This window comes from Micromonospora sp. WMMD1274 (assembly GCF_049179035.1).
GTDB lineage: Bacteria > Actinomycetota > Actinomycetes > Mycobacteriales > Micromonosporaceae > Micromonospora > Micromonospora tulbaghiae.
Genome location: NZ_JBMHMG010000001.1, coordinates 3,298,095 through 3,314,684, shown reverse-complemented (window position 1 = coordinate 3,314,684; position 16,590 = coordinate 3,298,095). Strand labels below are relative to the sequence as shown.

At 67.1% G+C, this 16,590-nt stretch carries 15 protein-coding genes; 8 read left to right on the top strand and 7 right to left on the bottom strand.

Annotated elements, in window-relative coordinates:
* Positions 1–353 precede the first annotated feature (353 nt).
* Both ACN27D_RS15530 and ACN27D_RS15525 read left to right on the top strand, forming a co-directional pair.
* Positions 354–1,052, top strand: coding sequence for a peptidase A24 (locus tag ACN27D_RS15530; protein ID WP_358170894.1), 699 nt, complete (start codon positions 354–356; stop codon positions 1,050–1,052).
* Between the two features lie 121 nt (positions 1,053–1,173).
* Positions 1,174–3,387 (top strand): ATP-dependent RecD-like DNA helicase, encoded by a 2,214-nt coding sequence (locus ACN27D_RS15525; RefSeq protein WP_421499372.1) that lies wholly within the window; start codon positions 1,174–1,176, stop codon positions 3,385–3,387.
* A gap of 311 nt (positions 3,388–3,698) precedes the next feature.
* Here ACN27D_RS15525 and ACN27D_RS15520 read toward each other — a convergent pair whose 3' ends face one another.
* Together ACN27D_RS15520 and ACN27D_RS15515 are read right to left on the bottom strand one after the other, a co-directional pair.
* Positions 3,699–4,085, bottom strand: coding sequence for a histone-like nucleoid-structuring protein Lsr2 (locus ACN27D_RS15520; protein WP_358170891.1), 387 nt, complete (start codon positions 4,083–4,085; stop codon positions 3,699–3,701).
* A 448-nt stretch (positions 4,086–4,533) separates the two neighbouring features.
* Positions 4,534–5,625 carry an ATP-dependent DNA ligase gene (locus tag ACN27D_RS15515; protein ID WP_421499371.1) on the bottom strand — a complete coding sequence of 364 codons (1,092 nt, stop codon included), beginning with the start codon at positions 5,623–5,625 and terminating at the stop codon, positions 4,534–4,536.
* Between the two features lie 432 nt (positions 5,626–6,057).
* On the opposite strand from ACN27D_RS15515, the gene ACN27D_RS15510 reads away from it, so the two are divergent.
* The 6 genes from ACN27D_RS15510 to ACN27D_RS15485 all read left to right on the top strand — a co-directional run bounded on the left by ACN27D_RS15510 (position 6,058) and on the right by ACN27D_RS15485 (position 11,130).
* A complete protein-coding gene (locus ACN27D_RS15510) occupies positions 6,058–6,255 on the top strand; it encodes a hypothetical protein (RefSeq protein ID WP_358170887.1) in 198 nt (65 codons plus the stop codon).
* Between the two features lie 64 nt (positions 6,256–6,319).
* Positions 6,320–6,616: a hypothetical protein gene (locus ACN27D_RS15505; protein ID WP_358170885.1), complete on the top strand. Its 297-nt coding sequence runs from the start codon at positions 6,320–6,322 to the stop codon at positions 6,614–6,616.
* 243 nt (positions 6,617–6,859) lie between these two features.
* Complete coding sequence (locus ACN27D_RS15500; protein ID WP_358170884.1) at positions 6,860–7,387, top strand: DUF6244 family protein; 528 nt, start codon at positions 6,860–6,862, stop codon at positions 7,385–7,387.
* Positions 7,388–7,545: 158 nt separating this feature from the next.
* Positions 7,546–7,986 carry a DddA-like double-stranded DNA deaminase toxin gene (locus tag ACN27D_RS15495; RefSeq protein WP_421499370.1) on the top strand — a complete coding sequence of 147 codons (441 nt, stop codon included), beginning with the start codon at positions 7,546–7,548 and terminating at the stop codon, positions 7,984–7,986.
* Positions 7,983–8,390, top strand: coding sequence for an Imm1 family immunity protein (locus ACN27D_RS15490; RefSeq protein WP_358170881.1), 408 nt, complete (start codon positions 7,983–7,985; stop codon positions 8,388–8,390). The genes ACN27D_RS15495 and ACN27D_RS15490 overlap by 4 nt, the downstream gene beginning before the upstream one ends.
* Positions 8,391–10,089: 1,699 nt before the next feature.
* On the top strand, positions 10,090–11,130 hold the full coding sequence (locus ACN27D_RS15485) for a DNA-methyltransferase (protein WP_358170879.1): 1,041 nt from the start codon (positions 10,090–10,092) through the stop codon (positions 11,128–11,130).
* Here ACN27D_RS15485 and ACN27D_RS15480 read toward each other — a convergent pair.
* From ACN27D_RS15480 to ACN27D_RS15460, 5 genes are read right to left on the bottom strand one after another with little or no spacing between them, the layout of a single operon-like run.
* Complete coding sequence (locus ACN27D_RS15480) at positions 11,127–11,540, bottom strand: hypothetical protein (protein WP_358170877.1); 414 nt, start codon at positions 11,538–11,540, stop codon at positions 11,127–11,129. The two genes, ACN27D_RS15485 and ACN27D_RS15480, sit on opposite strands and share 4 nt — an antisense overlap.
* Positions 11,537–13,492: an AAA family ATPase gene (locus tag ACN27D_RS15475; RefSeq protein ID WP_421499369.1), complete on the bottom strand. Its 1,956-nt coding sequence runs from the start codon at positions 13,490–13,492 to the stop codon at positions 11,537–11,539. Before ACN27D_RS15475 ends, ACN27D_RS15480 begins: the two co-directional genes overlap by 4 nt.
* Positions 13,489–13,770 carry a hypothetical protein gene (locus ACN27D_RS15470; protein ID WP_358170874.1) on the bottom strand — a complete coding sequence of 94 codons (282 nt, stop codon included), beginning with the start codon at positions 13,768–13,770 and terminating at the stop codon, positions 13,489–13,491. The genes ACN27D_RS15475 and ACN27D_RS15470 overlap by 4 nt, the downstream gene beginning before the upstream one ends.
* On the bottom strand, positions 13,763–15,910 hold the full coding sequence (locus tag ACN27D_RS15465; protein ID WP_358170872.1) for a DEAD/DEAH box helicase family protein: 2,148 nt from the start codon (positions 15,908–15,910) through the stop codon (positions 13,763–13,765). Before ACN27D_RS15465 ends, ACN27D_RS15470 begins: the two co-directional genes overlap by 8 nt.
* Positions 15,907–16,494 carry a hypothetical protein gene (locus tag ACN27D_RS15460; protein ID WP_358170870.1) on the bottom strand — a complete coding sequence of 196 codons (588 nt, stop codon included), beginning with the start codon at positions 16,492–16,494 and terminating at the stop codon, positions 15,907–15,909. The genes ACN27D_RS15465 and ACN27D_RS15460 overlap by 4 nt, the downstream gene beginning before the upstream one ends.
* Between the last annotated feature and the right edge of the window lie 96 nt (positions 16,495–16,590).

Sequence of the window (16,590 nt, the reverse complement as noted above, 5' to 3'; positions counted from 1 at the left end):
GAGGGCCCCGCCTGCGAAGGAAGCGACACGTAGTCCCGCCGCAGGGGCGGCGAGGCACCCACCGCATCCCGTCCGCCAACTACGGTTAAGCGATCCCGAATCACAGTTGAAAGGCGCTATGGCGAGCTAAGCACACACTTCCACGAGGCGTCAACCGCAGTTTGCGTCCAGCAAACTATGGTTGTTTCCATGGTTGTGTCGTATCGAGCCGTGATGTCACACCCATCGCAGTCCCCAGACACCGCAGACCTCCAACGCGCTGCCGCTGCCGGCCGGCGCGCGGAACGGGCCAGTCGGGTTCCGTCGGGAGCCTCTCCCCGCGCGGGCATGCCCGGGACGCATGGCGTTCTGCCATGAACGAGTTGATCTGGTGTGGCGCCCTGTGCGGAGTGCTGACCGGCGCGGCCCTGCCACACGCCTGCGCTCGAACAACGGCCAGGCTGCGACCGCACCCCCACACCGACCGGACCGCACCTACGCAGCCCGGCCGCGCCGCCGGCCGCCGGTGGTGGCCGCTGCTGGCTGCGGGTGGGAGCGCCCTCGCGTCAGCTGCCGCATCGGCTGGCATCGCGTGGCTGGTGGGAGACCGGCCCGGCGGGCCGCTGCTGGTCGCCGTGTGGCTGCTCGTGCTGTACGCGGGCGCGCTGCTCGCCGTCGTCGACATCGCGACGCGCAGGCTCCCCACACCTGTCATCGGTGTCGCGGCGCTCGCCGTGGGGATCGCACTTGCCGGCCACGCGCTGGCCACCGGCCAGACGCACGTCCTGGTCACCGCGCTGTCGGCGGCCGGCGTGCTGGGAGGCGGCTACCTGCTTCTGGCCATCGTCGGCGGCAGCGCGGTCGGCTTGGGCGATGTCCGGCTGGCGGCGTTGCTCGGCGCGGCGCTGGGTGCTCTCGGATGGCCCGCGGTGCTGTGCGGCGGCCTGCTGCCCCATTTGCTGGCCGTTCCCGAGGCCCTTGCCCGGCTCGTGCTGCGCCGACCGCACGACCTCGCCTTCGGCCCGTACCTTCTGGCAGGCGCCCTCCTGGCGATCGCCCTCGTTGACCATTGACCGCAACGGAGCGGCTCGGGACGGCAACGCCACCAAGGCCGACGACGCCAGGCCAGGCCTAGATATCCCGCCGACGCACCACCGGATCGCACATGTCTTCCTGTCACTGCCATACGGCAGGATGTCGGACGTGACCGCCGCTCCCCGTCCCACCTCGGCGACGCTCGAGGCGGTGCTGGAGCGGCTCACCTACGTCAACGAGGACACCGGCTACACCGTCGCCCGCGTCGCCACCGACCGTAGCGGTGACCTGCTCACCGTGGTGGGCGCGCTGCTCGGGGCGCAACCGGGCGAGACGCTACGGCTGCACGGGCGGTGGTCCTCGCATCCGAAGTACGGCCGGCAGTTCGAGGTCGACTCCTACACCACCGTGCTGCCGGCCACCATCCAAGGCATCCAGCGCTACCTCGGCTCCGGCCTGGTCAAGGGCATCGGCCCGGTGTTCTCCGAGCGGATCGTCGCGCACTTCGGCCTGGACACCCTGCGGATCATCGAAGAAGAGCCCGCCCGCCTCGTCGAGGTGCCCGGGCTCGGCCCGAAACGCACCGCGAAGATCACCGCGGCATGGGAGGAGCAGAAGGCCATCAAGGAGGTGATGGTCTTCCTGCAAGGCGTCGGCGTCTCCACATCTCTGGCGGTGCGGATCTACAAGCAGTACGGCGACGCATCCACCGACGTTGTCACCAAGGAGCCGTACCGGCTGGCCGCGGATGTGTGGGGCATCGGCTTCAAGACCGCCGACACCATCGCCCAGGCCGTCGGCATTCCGCACGACAGCCCACAGCGGGTCATGGCCGGCCTGCAGTACACCCTGTCTGAGGCCACCGACAACGGCCACTGCTACCTACCCGAACCCGACCTCGTCGCCGACGCCACCAAGATCCTCGACGTGCCCGCCGACCTCGTCACCCGCTGCCTCGACGACCTCGTCGCCGACGAAGGCGTCGTCCGCGAGACGCTGCCCGCAGCCGACGGCCAGCCGGTGCAGGCCGTGTATCTGGTGCCGTTTCACCGCGCCGAGCAGTCCCTCGCCAATTCCCTGACCCGGCTGCTCCGCGACCGGGCCGACCGGCTACCCCACTTCGCGGGCGTCGACTGGGCCAAAGCCCTGACCTGGCTGAAGGCCCGCACCGGCAACGACCTCGCCCCGGAGCAGGAACAGGCGGTCCGCCTCGCGCTGACCTCGAAGGTCGCGGTGCTCACCGGCGGGCCGGGCTGCGGCAAGAGCTTCACCGTCCGCTCGATCGTCGAACTTGCCGCCGCGAAGGAGGCCAAGGTCACCCTCGTGGCCCCGACCGGCCGGGCCGCGAAACGCCTGTCCGAGCTGACCGGTTACCCCGCCGCCACCGTGCACCGGCTGCTGCAGCTCCGCCCCGGCGGGGACGCCTCCTACGACCGGGACAACCCCCTCGACGTCGACCTGCTCGTCGTCGACGAGGCCTCCATGCTCGACCTGATCCTGGCCAACAAACTCGTCAAAGCCGTCCCACCCGGTGCGCACCTGCTTCTCGTCGGCGACGTCGACCAGTTGCCCTCCGTCGGCGCCGGCGAGGTCCTGCGCGACCTGCTCGCCGCCCCCACCGTCCCCCGAGTGCGGCTGACCCAGATCTTCCGCCAGGCGTCCCAGTCCGGTGTCGTCACCAACGCTCACCGCATCAACGCCGGCCGCCCACCCCTGCTCCAAGGGCTGCCGGACTTCTTCCTGTTCGCCTGCGACGACACCGACGCCACCGCCGCCCTCACCGTCGACGTGACCTGCACCCGGATCCCCGCCAAGTTCGGTCTCGACCCGCGCCGGGACGTGCAGGTCCTCACCCCCATGCACCGCGGCCCCGCCGGCGCTGGCGCCCTCAACAACCTACTGCAGCAGCGGCTCACCCCGCCCCGTGAAGGCCAGCCCGAGCGGCGCATAGGCGGTCGGGTGTTCCGCGTCGGCGACAAGGTCACCCAGATCCGCAACAACTACGACAAGGGCCAAGCGGGGGTCTTCAACGGCACCCTCGGCATCGTCACATCCCTGTCCACCGAAGAGCAGACCCTGACGGTCCGCACCGACGAGGACGAGAGCATCGACTACGACTTCGACGAACTCGACGAACTCGTCCACGCCTACGCCATGACCATCCACCGCTCCCAAGGCTCCGAGTACCCCGCCGTGGTCATTCCCCTGACCACCAGCGCCTGGATGATGCTGCAACGCAACCTGCTCTACACCGCCGTCACCCGCGCTAAACAACTCGTCGTCCTCGTCGGCTCCCGCCGCGCCCTCGCCGCCGCCGTACGCACCGTCGGCGCCGGACGCCGCCACACCGCCCTCGACCACCGCCTCACCTGAGGCGTGGCTGGGCCTGGCGTTCCCCCAACGCCCGTCCCGCTACTCCGCCTGCGCCGGCTCCTACTGATCATCCTCAGCAGGCAGCACCGCCATCGCGGGCACCACAGGGACCGTGGGCAACCACGGACGAACGCGTGGCCCGGACTGGCCGACAGGGTGACTGCCGGTGAGGTCGCAGGCGATGGACGGCAAGAGAAACGCACTCTTCGTCTACCGCTGCTCCCAGCGATTGTTCGGTGCCGTAGAGGATGCCCCAACGCGATCGACGTGGAGATCAAGCGCGGCCAGGCAGCCCCACGTTGATGGCTGGATTAGCGGCTAGCGTTCGAGTGGTACTCGTCCACGATGTTCTGCGGAATGCGGCCCCGATCGGAGACGTCCTTGCCGGCCTTCTTGGCCCAATCCCGGATGGCCTTGTTCTGCTCCTTGTCGGCAGCCGCGCCCCTGCTGGCGCGGGCGGTGCGCCCCTCGCTAACGCCCACCATGCCACGGGTGGTCCTGCCCACGCCGACGACGCTACCGCGGGCAACCTTGGTGCCGTTGGCGGTGTACGGCGCGAATACCTCGCGCAGATTCTTGGCATTCGCCACGGACAGGTCGATCTCGTAGTTGACGCCGTCAAGGGCGAACCTGACGGTCTCGTCGGCATCCCCGCCGTCCAGGTCGTCAACCAGCTTGTGAATGATCTGCTTGGCCATGTCTTCATTCCTCTCAGCCCCGAGCGGCGCGGGGAACAACCTGCACAGTAACGGGTTACATGCTCGGCGCCAAAGAGGAATGCGGCAATCAACCAGGCGGCAGCAGCGCGGCGCCTAAGAGGGATTAGACAACCGCTCAAATTCCAAGATGCTAATTGTCGTCAACGAGTGCGTGGACGGCCACAAGGAGTCTCCATCGACCCACCCTGCCCGCCTCGGCCGTCGAGCCCACGTCGCTTCGGACGTGCCTGACCACCACGTCGTGAACCCTCCGTGCGACACCTGCTCACCGTGTGTCTCCGAACCCAACTCCCGCGCGGAAACCGCGACAGCAACGGGCCGCCCACGCCGGATGGTGCGCAGCCCTCAGCAGCCGTTGAGTAATCTGCGCTGGCGCTCGACGCGCCGCTTCCGGTCGCGAAGAAGTCGGGAGCAGGCGCCCGGACGTTCAGCTGCGATCGCCGAAGTAGCCCTCCTCCTCGCCGAGCAGGAATGGCACGTCGGAGGGCGACAAGTCCGGCCGGATCCTCGTATACCGAACTCGGTAACGCCAGCGACTGTGCTCGAAGGCCGTGTCGGCGGCGATCTCCACCACCACGGCAGGGTCCACCTGTTCGTAGCGCGTCGGTTCAGGCCGGTCGAGCTGTCCGGACCACGACGCCGGCAGCGGCTGCGGCCACGGGTGCGCGACCGCGCCGCGGCCCGACATGGGCGGCGGTGAGAGCAACTCGGCCAACGCGACCCGCTGATCCCGAGCCAGCGGGTGGGAGCGGCCGGTGTACCGCAGACGCCCACGCCGATCGATCCGACCGAGCAGCACGGTCTCCGGGTCGCTGACGCTACCGGTCACGCCACCCACGATGGCTTCGGTGACCATCCGGGTACGGAACTTCGCCCAGCCCCGCCGCCCCGGCTGGTATCGGCCGCCCTGACGCTTGCTGACCACACCCTCGATGCCGGCCGCAACGGTCCAGTACAGCAACCAGTCCGACACCTCCCGAATGTCGACCGTCTGCGGAGTCGCGGTAAGTGCCGCGGGCGCCTCAGCCAGCATCCGCACCAGACACGCACGCCGCTGTGACAACGGCCGATCCAGGATCACCCGACCACCGGCGTCCGCGAGCAGATCGAACACCACGTAGTGAGCGGGGCACTCACGCACCAGCTGCGGCAGCTCACGGCCTGCGGTGACACGCCGCTGCAACTGCGCGAAGTTGGTCCGGCCACGATCCCAGACGATCAACTCACCGTCGAGCACGGCACCGGGCGGGATACCCGCGCCGATCGCACGGGTGATGTCCGGGAAGTACCCGGTGAGGTTCCGGCCAGCCCGCGACTGCAAATACACCCCGTCGGTGTCGCGGAAGGCGATACATCGCCACCCATCCCACTTCGGCTCGTGCACCAAGCCCGGCCCCTCAGGCACGGCGTCGACCGGGGCCGCCAACATGGGCACGACCGGCCGCCGCAACACCGGCGGCGCGTTCCTTGGGCTTGGGCGGTTGGGAGTCATTGCCAGCCGCACCTGCATCGGCCGCATGTGCCGCTCATCTTGGCCTCCCCACGTCATCGTGGGAGGCAGGCGGGCTACGTCGGGCGGAGATCCGCAAGAACGGATGAGTCAGTGAGGAGCAGAGCGGGGCTGCGGTTCGGCCTGGACATCCCGAGGCCGCTACCACATTCGGCCATGATCAGGGGGTTATCCACAAACGTCGCACTTATCCACAGCGCGTCGCCGGCCGCTGGCGAACGACGGAACCGGCAGCGAACCTGAATCCCGTCGGCGAGGCCACCGCTCATCTGCTGGCCACGGCCACGGGCAGGTGGAGCAGCTTCGGCCGCAGGCCACCGACGGCTGGTCTCCGCGGCCTTGCTCGCGGGGACCAGCCCCGTTGCCCGCGCAGCGCCGCGCACTCCAGTGCCAGTGTCTCCTACGCGGCTTCGGGGGCTTGAGCGGACGTACGGTCGGAGCATGGAGGTGCTGCTGCGCGGTGGACCCGGCGACGGGCAGGAAGTGCCTGGCGGCGGGGAGATCGTTGTGTGGCAGGCCTGCTTGTACGAGATCACGTCAGAGTTCGAGCATCGGCACGGCCGCGACCTGCGCGTCTACCGGCACCACGGCGACTGCTGCGAACCCTACGGCCGAGGTGCTCAGGACCGCTGCGAATAGCCCCAGTGCCTCGCCTTCACCGGCACCCGGACGACAGTTAGTCGAACATGCGTACGATCGCGGAGTGGAAGAGGTGGTTCGGAGGTGGTGGAACGGCAGATGGGGGCGCCTCGCGCGCCGCGACGTCTGGCTGGTCCGCCAGACGCGCTGGAGCGTGATTGCCCGCGCCGGAGACAGCGAGACAGGCAAGGTGCTGCGGTGGGATTTCGACACGCAGCGGGACGCCGGCCTGATGGTGGAGCGCCTCCTTCGCGCCGACACCGCCGGGCAGTGGCGTGAACAACAGCCCAGGGCCACGCCCCAAGCGGTCGTCAACGATGAGCCCGGCAGCAGGCCGCCTTCCCCCGGAAGCCGCGAGTGAAGAGCCCAATACCGGCATGAGTCGAAGCGGCTGAAACCGCGATTCGTCTGCACGGTCCTGCCCGACACGTTCACTCCGCTGCGCCCGTCCTTCCCCCCCACATCGCTGCTGCGACCTCTGCAGCTCGCCACTTAACGAAAGCTGGCGAAGCTCGTGCTACAGCGGCAGGACGGCGGTTGTGCCGGATAGAGCACGATCTTTAGGCTGCCACTCGTTCGGCGGCGCCAGGGCGGGGGAGGATGAATGTCGCTGACCGACAACATCAGTGAGAACCTGCAGGCGATCGGCGCAGGCGTCAGCACCGCGCAGCAGGAAGCCGCCGCGGTCGACCACGCCATTGAGCAGATCGCCGCTCGGGCCGTCGCTGCGGGCTTCGCGGGCATCGCGGTGGGGCTGACACGGGTACGCGAGGTGGTCGGGCAGGTCCGGACACGGCTGACGACGGTCGGTGCAGTCCTGGGCGAGGCGTCGCGCTCGATCGCTGCGGTGCCGCAGCAGCCATCACCGCAGGAAACCATCAGCGCGCTCACGCCCGTCGTGGCCGCCCTCTCGACCGTTGACTCCGCCGTCACAGCCGCGGCGGCCGGAATCGAGGAAGCACGGCGCCTCGCTGCAACGGCGCTGCAGGGAGGTCAACCCGGCCCCACCCTGGCGCGCCTGCAGCAACTCGGCCAAACCCTCACGGCCGTCAAGACGCGAGGAGGCGAGGCGCGGCACCATGTCGAAGCGGCGCTGGCGCAAGCTCGGCAGGTGGGTGACCTGGGAAACTAACGACGGGCGGCGGCATCTGCCGACCGCCCGCCGCCCGTGACGCCACTGAGAATCTGTCGCCAGCACCCGATCGCACTGGGTCCGACCCCGCCACGACGAGCGGCGGGCAGGTGCATGAGGGACTCGCCGACATTCCGGAGCCGGCCGACCCCGTCTGGGTGCGAGTTGACCCGGCCGCCCTGCCCGACACGCTCCGGCGTGCGATCGGCCGGTTCGAGCCACGGCCGGCCGGCAGCACTCGCCCCACTGCCGGCCTGCTCAACGACGAGGCCGTTACATCCGGAGGAGGAGACCGGTCGCTGGCTGCCGACCTTGTACACGACCCGCTGCGAGGCCCCCCGGTCACCTTCTACGACCATGTGGAGTCGAAGGCCGCCGCCCACCTGCGCCGCACCGCCGCGGCCGAGGCCGACCTGGCGATCGACAACACCGTCTGCGGCACCAACGACCGTGACCGGAGCTACTCCTGGACCTGCGACAGGATCCTCCCGGCCATTCTTCCCTCGGGAAGTCGCCTGCGACTGTGGGTCACCCGTGACGGCGGGCACACCTGGTGGCACCGTACCTACACCGGAACCGGAGAAAGGATCAGACGATGACGCTGCTGCTTCGTGACTACCACGGCCATCCGTACCCCTTGGGCAGCCCTGATGAGGCCGGCCATCGCTTCGATGAGCAGGTTGAGACGATCATGCCCCATGGGGGGTGCGGGCAGACCATGACGATTGGCCCCGCCGAACAGCCCGTGCTGCGGATCGACATCGACATCGACGCCGACCGGGCGGCGGTGCGCTGGTTGCCCGACGGCGCCTATGCCGCCGACCTGGAGCCCGACACGTCAATCACCGTCTACGAGTCGCCCGACACAGGTTTGCTGGACGTTCCTGCCGACTTTGCGCGGGTGGCCGTGGCGACAGCCCGGGATGCAGTCGTGAAATACGTGGCCACTGGTCGACGCCCTGCGAACGTGCCATGGAAGTACGAGGAGTCGGTTGCGTCGTAGGCCGCACATGATCTAGTAGCGGCGATCGCATAGAGATTCCTTCCCCGCTGGTCTGATTGGTGCACGTAGTCGGCCGACCACACCTTCCGTCCATGCCGCTCCAGCGCCGGATGCCCCGCCCTGAACACGCGAGCTTCTACGAGGTGACGGCCACCCGGCCGGTGCGTCTAGGCCCCTTCGCAGGTTGTTCCGGCCTACGGCCGCGGCGGGAGCGCGTCGCCTGCCCTCGACGACTGTCTCGCCTGGCGCTGCTTCTATGGATCCTGAAAGTAGTCGGCTAGCCCGCGAAGGGCCGGCCGCCTGACCATGGCGTGGTGGGTGCTCAGAAGGCGGTGGTGGAGCCGACGGTCGAGCCTTGGCATGCTTGCTACCCTGCGAGCTCGCGGCTCGAATCTGGTACCGATACTGCCGCTGGCGGCCGTCTCCGTAAAATTGGAACAGGCAGGCCGTCGAAGCGTCGAGCACGGCAGGCAGGAACGCGAGGCGGTCGTTGTGAGCCAAGGTGGTCTGGGTTGGACTGGCCCGGCGCAGTCTGACCTTCTCGTGCACTTGTGCGGCCGTCCTTCCAACACGCGTCAGACTCCGCACGTGCCGCCGGACATCGTTAGTGCGTCAGCCGCCGCTCGGCTTGACCGGATTCTAACGACTGGCCAGATAAAGGGCTTCCCTCCGTTCGGCGCTGAGGCCGATCAGCCCACAGTCTGCTTCTCTGAAAGCCCACTACCGCACCTGATCCATCTGCTGGAGCGTGGTTGGCAGCCCTGGGGGCTGCTTTTCCCTCGCCAGTGGGTGTACGACCAGGGAGGCGAACCTGTGTCCTACATGCGGAAGGCGCGATGGGACGCACGGCAGCGCCAGGACAAGCCCTTCGCCGTCCGGCTCGAGGCGGACCCGGGCGAGGGCTGGTCTGACTGGACTCATGAGCGCGAATGGCGCGTCCCCCTTGCTCCGCAGCAGCCTTACCTTACGTTGACGCCCCAGTCCGTAGCCGCGATCCTTATCGGCGACAGCTCTTGGCAGCCCACGCCCGGCTGGGGCCCCTACATCAATCGGATCAGCGGACAACTCAGCGATGGCAGCGATCCTTTTGACGAGGCCTGGCCGGAGCCGCCGACACTCTGGACATCCGCCCCGAAGTGGCTGTGGAACCCTTCGGCCGGGGAGCTCCTGACGTCGCAAGCCCCTGTCCCCAGGCCCGGGGTCGGCTAGGACCCGTAAGCGGAACTGATGAGGGGCATCGTGGATCTGGCCTTGGTCAAGGCGGTCCTCTGGTAGCCCGCTCCGACCAGTCGGCCGGACAGGACGAGGACAGAGTCCCGGGGGGGGGCGGACCGGCAGTGGACGCACGGACGCTCCGTGCCGTGCCGTGCCTAACACGTCGTCTGCGTTGACACGGGCAGGCTAGACGACTATCACTGCTACGGCGAGCACGCTGATAGCCGGAGCGGTAGGTTGACCGGCCGCGAGGGTCTAGGAAAAGATCTTCGCAACGGGTGCGAGAAGTAGCGATACGCCGCGGTTGATCCGGGGTGCTGTCGAGTGAGCGGGATCGCCCCAGCGCCTGCTCGCGCGGGGGTGTGCACCAGTGCGTCAACTTGCTTACGGACGACGTAGCCGGGAGGCTTGTACTGTGGGTGGAACTCGGCGACGGCGACCGGCAGCAGATGCGGCGGGCGAGGAAGCTGTCGCACCTGGCCTGTTGACCGCTCATGCCCCGCTGGATGTGTTCGAGCCCGGCTCGGTGTTGTACGGCACGCATCTGGGTGCGCAGGTTGTCGGGGACAGCCTGGATCTTCTCCCGTTGTTGCCGGAAGAGTCCGTGGATCTCATCGTGACCAGTCCGCCGTTTTCTCTGCTGCGGGAGAAGAGTTACGGTAACGAACCTCAAGCGGCCTATGTCCAGTGGCTAGCCGGATTTGGTAAGGCGGCGCTGCGGGTCCTCAAGCCAGGCGGCAGCCTGGTACTGGATCTCGGGCACGCCTACCAGCGTGGTGTCCCTGTGCGCAGCCTGTACAACTACAAGGTACTGATCACCTTCGTCGATGATCTCGGTTATCACCTCGCGCAGGAGTTTTTTTGGCACAACCCGGCCAAGCTGCCCTCTCCCATCGAGTGGGTAAACAAGCGCAAAATCCGGGTCAAGGACTCGGTAAACACGGTTTGGTGGCTGTCGAAGACTGAGCACCCGAAAGCGGACGTGCGTAAGGTCCTTGGCCCCTACTCGCCGCGCATGGAGCAGCTACTCAAGGGCGCGGAGAGCTTTTACTCACCTCGCCTGCGACCGTCAGGCCACGACATCAGCAAAGGATTTCGCCGCAATAACGGCGGAGCGATCCCGCCGAACCTGCTAACCATGTCCAACACGGAGAGCAACTCCTACTACCTGCGCACCTGCAAGCAGCTCGAACTTCAGAGCCATCCCGCACGGTTTCCGGCCGGCTTGCCGCGGTTCTTCATTCAGATGCTGACCGACCCAGGTGATCTCGTCGTGGACATCTTCTCCGGGTCGAATACGACCGGTCATGTCGCGGAACTTGCTGATCGGCGTTGGCTGTCCTTTGAGCTGGACAAAGACTTCGCCGCACTCTCAGCTCTGCGTTTCTTGGAAGGCGAAGACCTGGACGCGGTTCGCGCCGTGCTGGAGACGATGAACACCGGCACTACCGCGCGGCTGCACTCGCGCGGTCACGGCGGTGAGCCCGCGAAGGAGCCGAGTTCGTGGGTCAGTCCGAATGACTAGTTGACCGGTGTTCCGGCCGCGGGTGGGGTGATGAGGTCCCGGAGCGAAAGGATTTGTCCTTCGGCGACGCGCTTGTCCAGTTCGATCGTGCCGACGCTCATCAAGGTTTCAATAATCCGGTAGGGGTCCTCGTCGATCTCAGGATGCAGTGCGAGCAGTAGATCCCTCAGCTCGCCTTGCGGGTCGACCGAGCCGACGTTGTAGTTCGATCCGTTGGCTGCCCCGAAGTCGCCGGGCCGTGTGAGGGGTAGCCTCTCGCGTAATGCGAACGCTGCCCCGACTCGTGCCACATCCAGAGGGCTGGCAAAGGGAAACCGGGCGACCAGCCGATGGGCAGCTTGTTCAGCAGCGGCTGTGAAAGCGATGTTAACCCGGCCCCCGGTCCGGGCGGTGTTAGCGGACTGCGTCATCGCGGGTGCGCTCCTGCCTCAATCTCGGTGTGCCGGCCGGACACTCGTCGTAGGTGATGTTCGCCGACAAGATGGGTGTTGAGCTCGTTCACCGCGCTCTGGCGGTCGAGCTCGTCGTCGTGCACGAGCAGCACCACCTGGTCGGTGATTTGAGGCAACGCTTGGAGGACGTGCTTCTTGTGGGTGGCGTCGAGACGTCCGAATGGGGAGTCAGTGATGATCGGGCCGGCCATGGGTGAGCAGCGCTGCAGGGCGGCGATCAGCGACAGCGCAACGACATGTTCGTAGCCGCTGGACCGGTTGAGGACCTCTGTGCCGTCGGCGTAAAGGATTGTCAGGCCGTAGTTGTCGTTGATACGTAGCCGGTCGTAGTCCTTCTCCGCCGACAGCGCGCGGAACACTTTGCTCGCCTCGTCTTCGATGCGGTCCCGAAGGCGGTCCCGGAACTCCGCGACGGCGGCGGATAGAAGCGCTTGCAGTTCGACGAGCAGCTTCACCTTGCGGTCTTCGGCACCGGTGCTCGCCGTCCCGAGCCTGCGTAACTTCTCCGATAACGCGACCACAGCCTGATCCTTGCGTTGCAAGTCCTCGCGGCTCTCCTTCAGCCGGCTCCGGGTGTTCGCCAGGCTCACGTTCTTCTGTCCGAGCATGTCGATCAGTGCACCTACGGCCTCGGCGGTACCCGCAGGCGCCTCGTCCATCTGTGCCTGCAGGTCGCGTAGTTGCCCTTCAGCATCGGACAGGTCCACCCGGGCCTGGTTGGCGTCCTCCTCGAGGCGCGCGATCCGATTGCCGTCGGCCCGCAGCTTGCGGAGGACGTCCCGCCGCGCCCGAAGCGTGGTCAGTTCGGCCTGCACCGTGTCGGGGTCTTCGGCAGAGCCATGATCATGCAGGGTTCGGGCAAGGTCGGCGTCGACCGTCTGCTGGCAGGTCGGGCACACTCCCGTCGATACCGCGCGGGCGGCCTGGTGGGCGGCGAGCGCTGCCACTAAGCGGTAATTCACCGCATCAGTCTGCGTTTCGATGGAGGCCAGCTCCTGCGCTACCAGCGGCGCAAGCACAGCACGCCAGACGTCGCCTGCGGCGGCGTCCAGTTCGTCGTTGCGATCCTTGCTCCGCACGGCGAGTCGCTCGACTTCCTCGCGTTTGGCGTTGCGGGTGGCGAGGAGCCCGCGGAACCGGTTGCTGGAGGTGAGCTGCTTTTCCATCTCGTTGACGTCGTTCTGCAGGCCTTCGAGTAGTTCCGCAAGTGCCGCGACGTTTTTGCGGGCATTCTCGGCCTCGTCGGAGGCTAGTTGCAGGTCGTTGCCAAGATTCAGCGTCGTCTTGTCCTTCTGCGCTGCCTTGGCCTGTTCGGTGCGGGCGACCGCGAGATGAGCGGCGATATCATCGCGGGCTTGAGTGAGTATTGGCAGGCCGAGGACGCGTTCGATCGACGCCTTAAGCTTTTCGCCAGCGTCGCTGCCCGGTGTTAGTAGCTGCTCGTACTCCTGCAACAGTTCCGCGTCGAACAGGAAGAACCGCGCGATCTGCTCGGGTAGGAGCCTGGCCAGCTCTCGGTCGCGGTCCTCAGGGCCCAGGACGTCACCGTCTTTGACTAGGCTCTTTCGCTGCCGAAAAGCCCCGGCGCCCGTCCAGTCCGGCTCCTCGAGGTAGGCCCGAGTCAGCTTGTAGGTGTGCCCGCCGTGCGTGAAGGTCAACGTCGCCTTGAAGGGCCGAACTGTTGAGGTGTCGGTGTCATCACGATTCCCCACGGTACTCGGATCGATCTTGCTAGATGCTCGTCCCAGGACGACGCCGAACAATGCCCACCGGACCGCGTTGAGCAAGCTGGTCTTGCCGCGTCCGTTCTCTCCCCACACGAGCTCCACTCCAGGTTCGGAGGCAAAGCTGAACCGCTGGGTTCCGCGGTAGGGACCGAAGTCCGTGACTTCGAGCGCCACAAGTCTCACGCGCTGTCCCCCTCTTGTGCGGGCTCACCGGTTGATACGAAGGTGGGCGCGGGCGCGCTGATCAGATAGCCGTCGACGACGCGGCCCACGGCCCGTGCCGCAGCCGGCCGGTTGTCGAGGTTGTCCCGCTCGGCGGCGAGGACGTCCGCGAGTAGCTGGGCGGGGACATTTGGGAATTCGGCTGCGCGCAGCTCCTCGGTGGCGGCGAAGACATCTTCGACCCGAGCCGCCGACAGGAGCGGTTGTCCGGTGGCATCGGGTACTAGCGGCTCAGGCATTGTCGCCCTCGTCTCCGTCGGTGTCGTCTTCCAGTCCGGCTGCGCCAGCGGCGTCGGTAGTCAACTCGATCGGCACACCGTAGCGGATGCAGAGCGCCTCGACCTGCGTGAGCGCGTGGGGATTGGCGGCCCCATGCGCGAATTCCAGCACACGGTGCAGTTCACCGGCTAGCAGGCGGTCGCCGCCGACTGCGGGCCGGTCAGCATCCGGGGCCGGTACGACGATTGCGTCGTGCAGGAAGGCGAGCGTCTTGCCTGGATAGCGGCGCAGGATCCGACCCCGACGCTGGATGAACTCGCGGGGATTACGACTGCTCGCCAGGATCAGCGCGTGGCTCACAGAAGGTAGGTCGACGCCCTCGTCGAGGCAGCGCACACTCACCAGAATCCCGCCATTGATGTCCATTTCCGCCAGTGTTGCCTGTCGGTCACCGGCCATCGCCGTGTGGTACTCAAGTGACTCCAGGCCCACTGTCGCCAGCGCCTGTCGCACCTGCCGGAGCTGCGTGAGGCCGTCGCAGTACACGAGCCACCGCTGGCCCGGTTGGTAATGCTCAGAGAGCACTCGGACGGCTAGCGGTACCTTCCCGGCGGCGCGCTTGAGGATGCGGGCGCGGGCGATGGCGAGCATCCGCAGTCTCTCGTTGCTGTTCAGATCGTCGAGGGCGTCACCTCGTCGCCCGGCCTCTCGGCGCAGCTTGCGAGACAGGTCGTCGTAGCCGGCCTGTTCGGCCGGCTCAAGCTCGACCTCGTGCGGCACATAGTTGTAGGGCGTCAGCACTCGGTCGCGGATGGCGTCCAGCAGCGTGTACGGCGGCGGCAGGATGCCTCCGAAGTAGTTCATGAGCAGGGCTGTGCCATCTGGGTCGCCGGCGCGGACAGGCGTGGCACTCAGGCCGAGGCGCCACGGTGCGCTCAGTTCGAAGAGCCGCTGGGCGCTGGGACTGCCGAGCCGGTGGGCCTCGTCAGCGACGACTAGCAGGCGGTCGTTGGGGGTCATCCGTGTCAGGAAGGCGTCCGTGGCGGCAGTGGGGATCATCGCCACGATGATGCGGGGCGCCGGTCGGGCGCTCGACGGTGCGCTCCACAGTCGCAGCAGTTCTTCGCTGCGCCAGGCGTCGTTGCCGGCTCCGACGAGGAGGATCTGGGGTGCGAGATCGGCCAGATGCTGTTTCAGCTCCCGATGCCACTGCTGCAGTAGCAGGGCGCTCGGGACAAGTACGAGGGCGATGCCACCCTCTCCGAGCACAGTGCGCACGGCTTGCACCGCGGTATATGTCTTGCCGCTGCCGGTCGCGTGTTCGAGGAGCCCGCGGCGGTGGTGTAACTCCCAGGTGGCCAGTGCCTGCACCTGGTGATCCCTCAGTGGACGCGCGTTGTCGGGCGTCAGATGTCGGACCGCAGCTTCGGCTAGCACTTCGTCGACTAGCACCTCCCAGTCCGCCGGTCCTGCGTCTCTGATTACCTGCGCGGCACTGTCGGGTACTCGGCGGACATCAACGGCGTCGATCTCGTTACGCCAGAGCGCGTCGAATCGGTGCTGAGCGTCGCTGACGCGCTGGGCATCCCGGCCACCGCTCCAAGACGGGAAAACATCGATACTTTCCAGGTTTCCGTCGGGGGACAGCCCCAGGTAGGTCTCATTCATCGAACCGCGGAAGCCGACGGCGTCGCCGACGGTGTCGGTGAACAAGCCGACCTTGTCATGGAACAGCCTACGATCCCCGGGCCCAGCGGCGGCGGTCAGGATTGCCAGGCGGACGTCAACGACGCCGGCGGCGATCAGGCCGGCTAGGACTTGCGCGGGCTTGCGGGACCGCTCTGCGTCGAGCAGCACGCGCAGCTCGGCAATGAGCGCCGCGCTGAGTTCCGCGTCGGTGAGGGCCTGATACCCCTGCCGAAGTGCACCCACGTCAGTGCTGGAGAACACCGGGGAGCAGATAAGCCTCATCCGGCCGCCCGCCTTGACGAACTCCTTCAGTGCTGGCCATGCGATGGAGAAAATTGCGGAGGAGAAGTAACCGGAGATCCGGTCGTAGCGCAACGCTGCCCGCATACACGGCAGGTAGAACTCCTCAGCGATGTTATCGACGCTCTTGTCATAGCTCGGGGCGTACTCCCGATCGCGAAGGGTGCTCATATCGCCTCCCCTGAGGATGCCGGCTGCGACGGGGGATCACCGAGGAGCGCCTGCCGGCTCAACTCCTCCCGTCGACGTACACCCTCAGCGAGGCGATCAGCACGTGCCGCTACCACCTGTTCGCGATACCCGTTGCCGCGCACGTCTCGCTGCTGCTCCGCCAAGCCATGAATGGCGGCATGGTGAACCGTGGATGCGGCCACCTGGACGCCCTTCGAGTAGGGGAAGTCCTGGTGCGCATTGGCATCCCACAGGACAAAGACGTCGAACTCAACAACGAACCCCGCCAGGACCAGCAGCGCCCCCGGGGCCCGGGCGAGTTGGCCCCGCTGGCGTCGCTCCTGGCCGGGAAGCCGCAGCTGAATCCGAAAGTCGCCGGCTCTGCGTTCGGAAGGGTGGTCGGTGCAGTTGAACAGGTACAGCCGCAGATGTGGCGGCAATGGCGGCCGACACGTCAAGTCCAACGGCTTGGCGTCCAGCGGAGCGGTCGAGAGGTCGGTGATCAACATGTCACCGAGGCTCTCGCCGAAGAACCGATGCAGCGAGGGCAGCCGCCGCTTCTCACTGGGTGTCCACTCCCTCACCGACACAGGCTAATGGCTCGATCGCGATAGCACGACGTCTGGACGTTCGAACCCTACAGGTCCCGTCGGACAAACTGCTGGCACAAGAGCGACCGG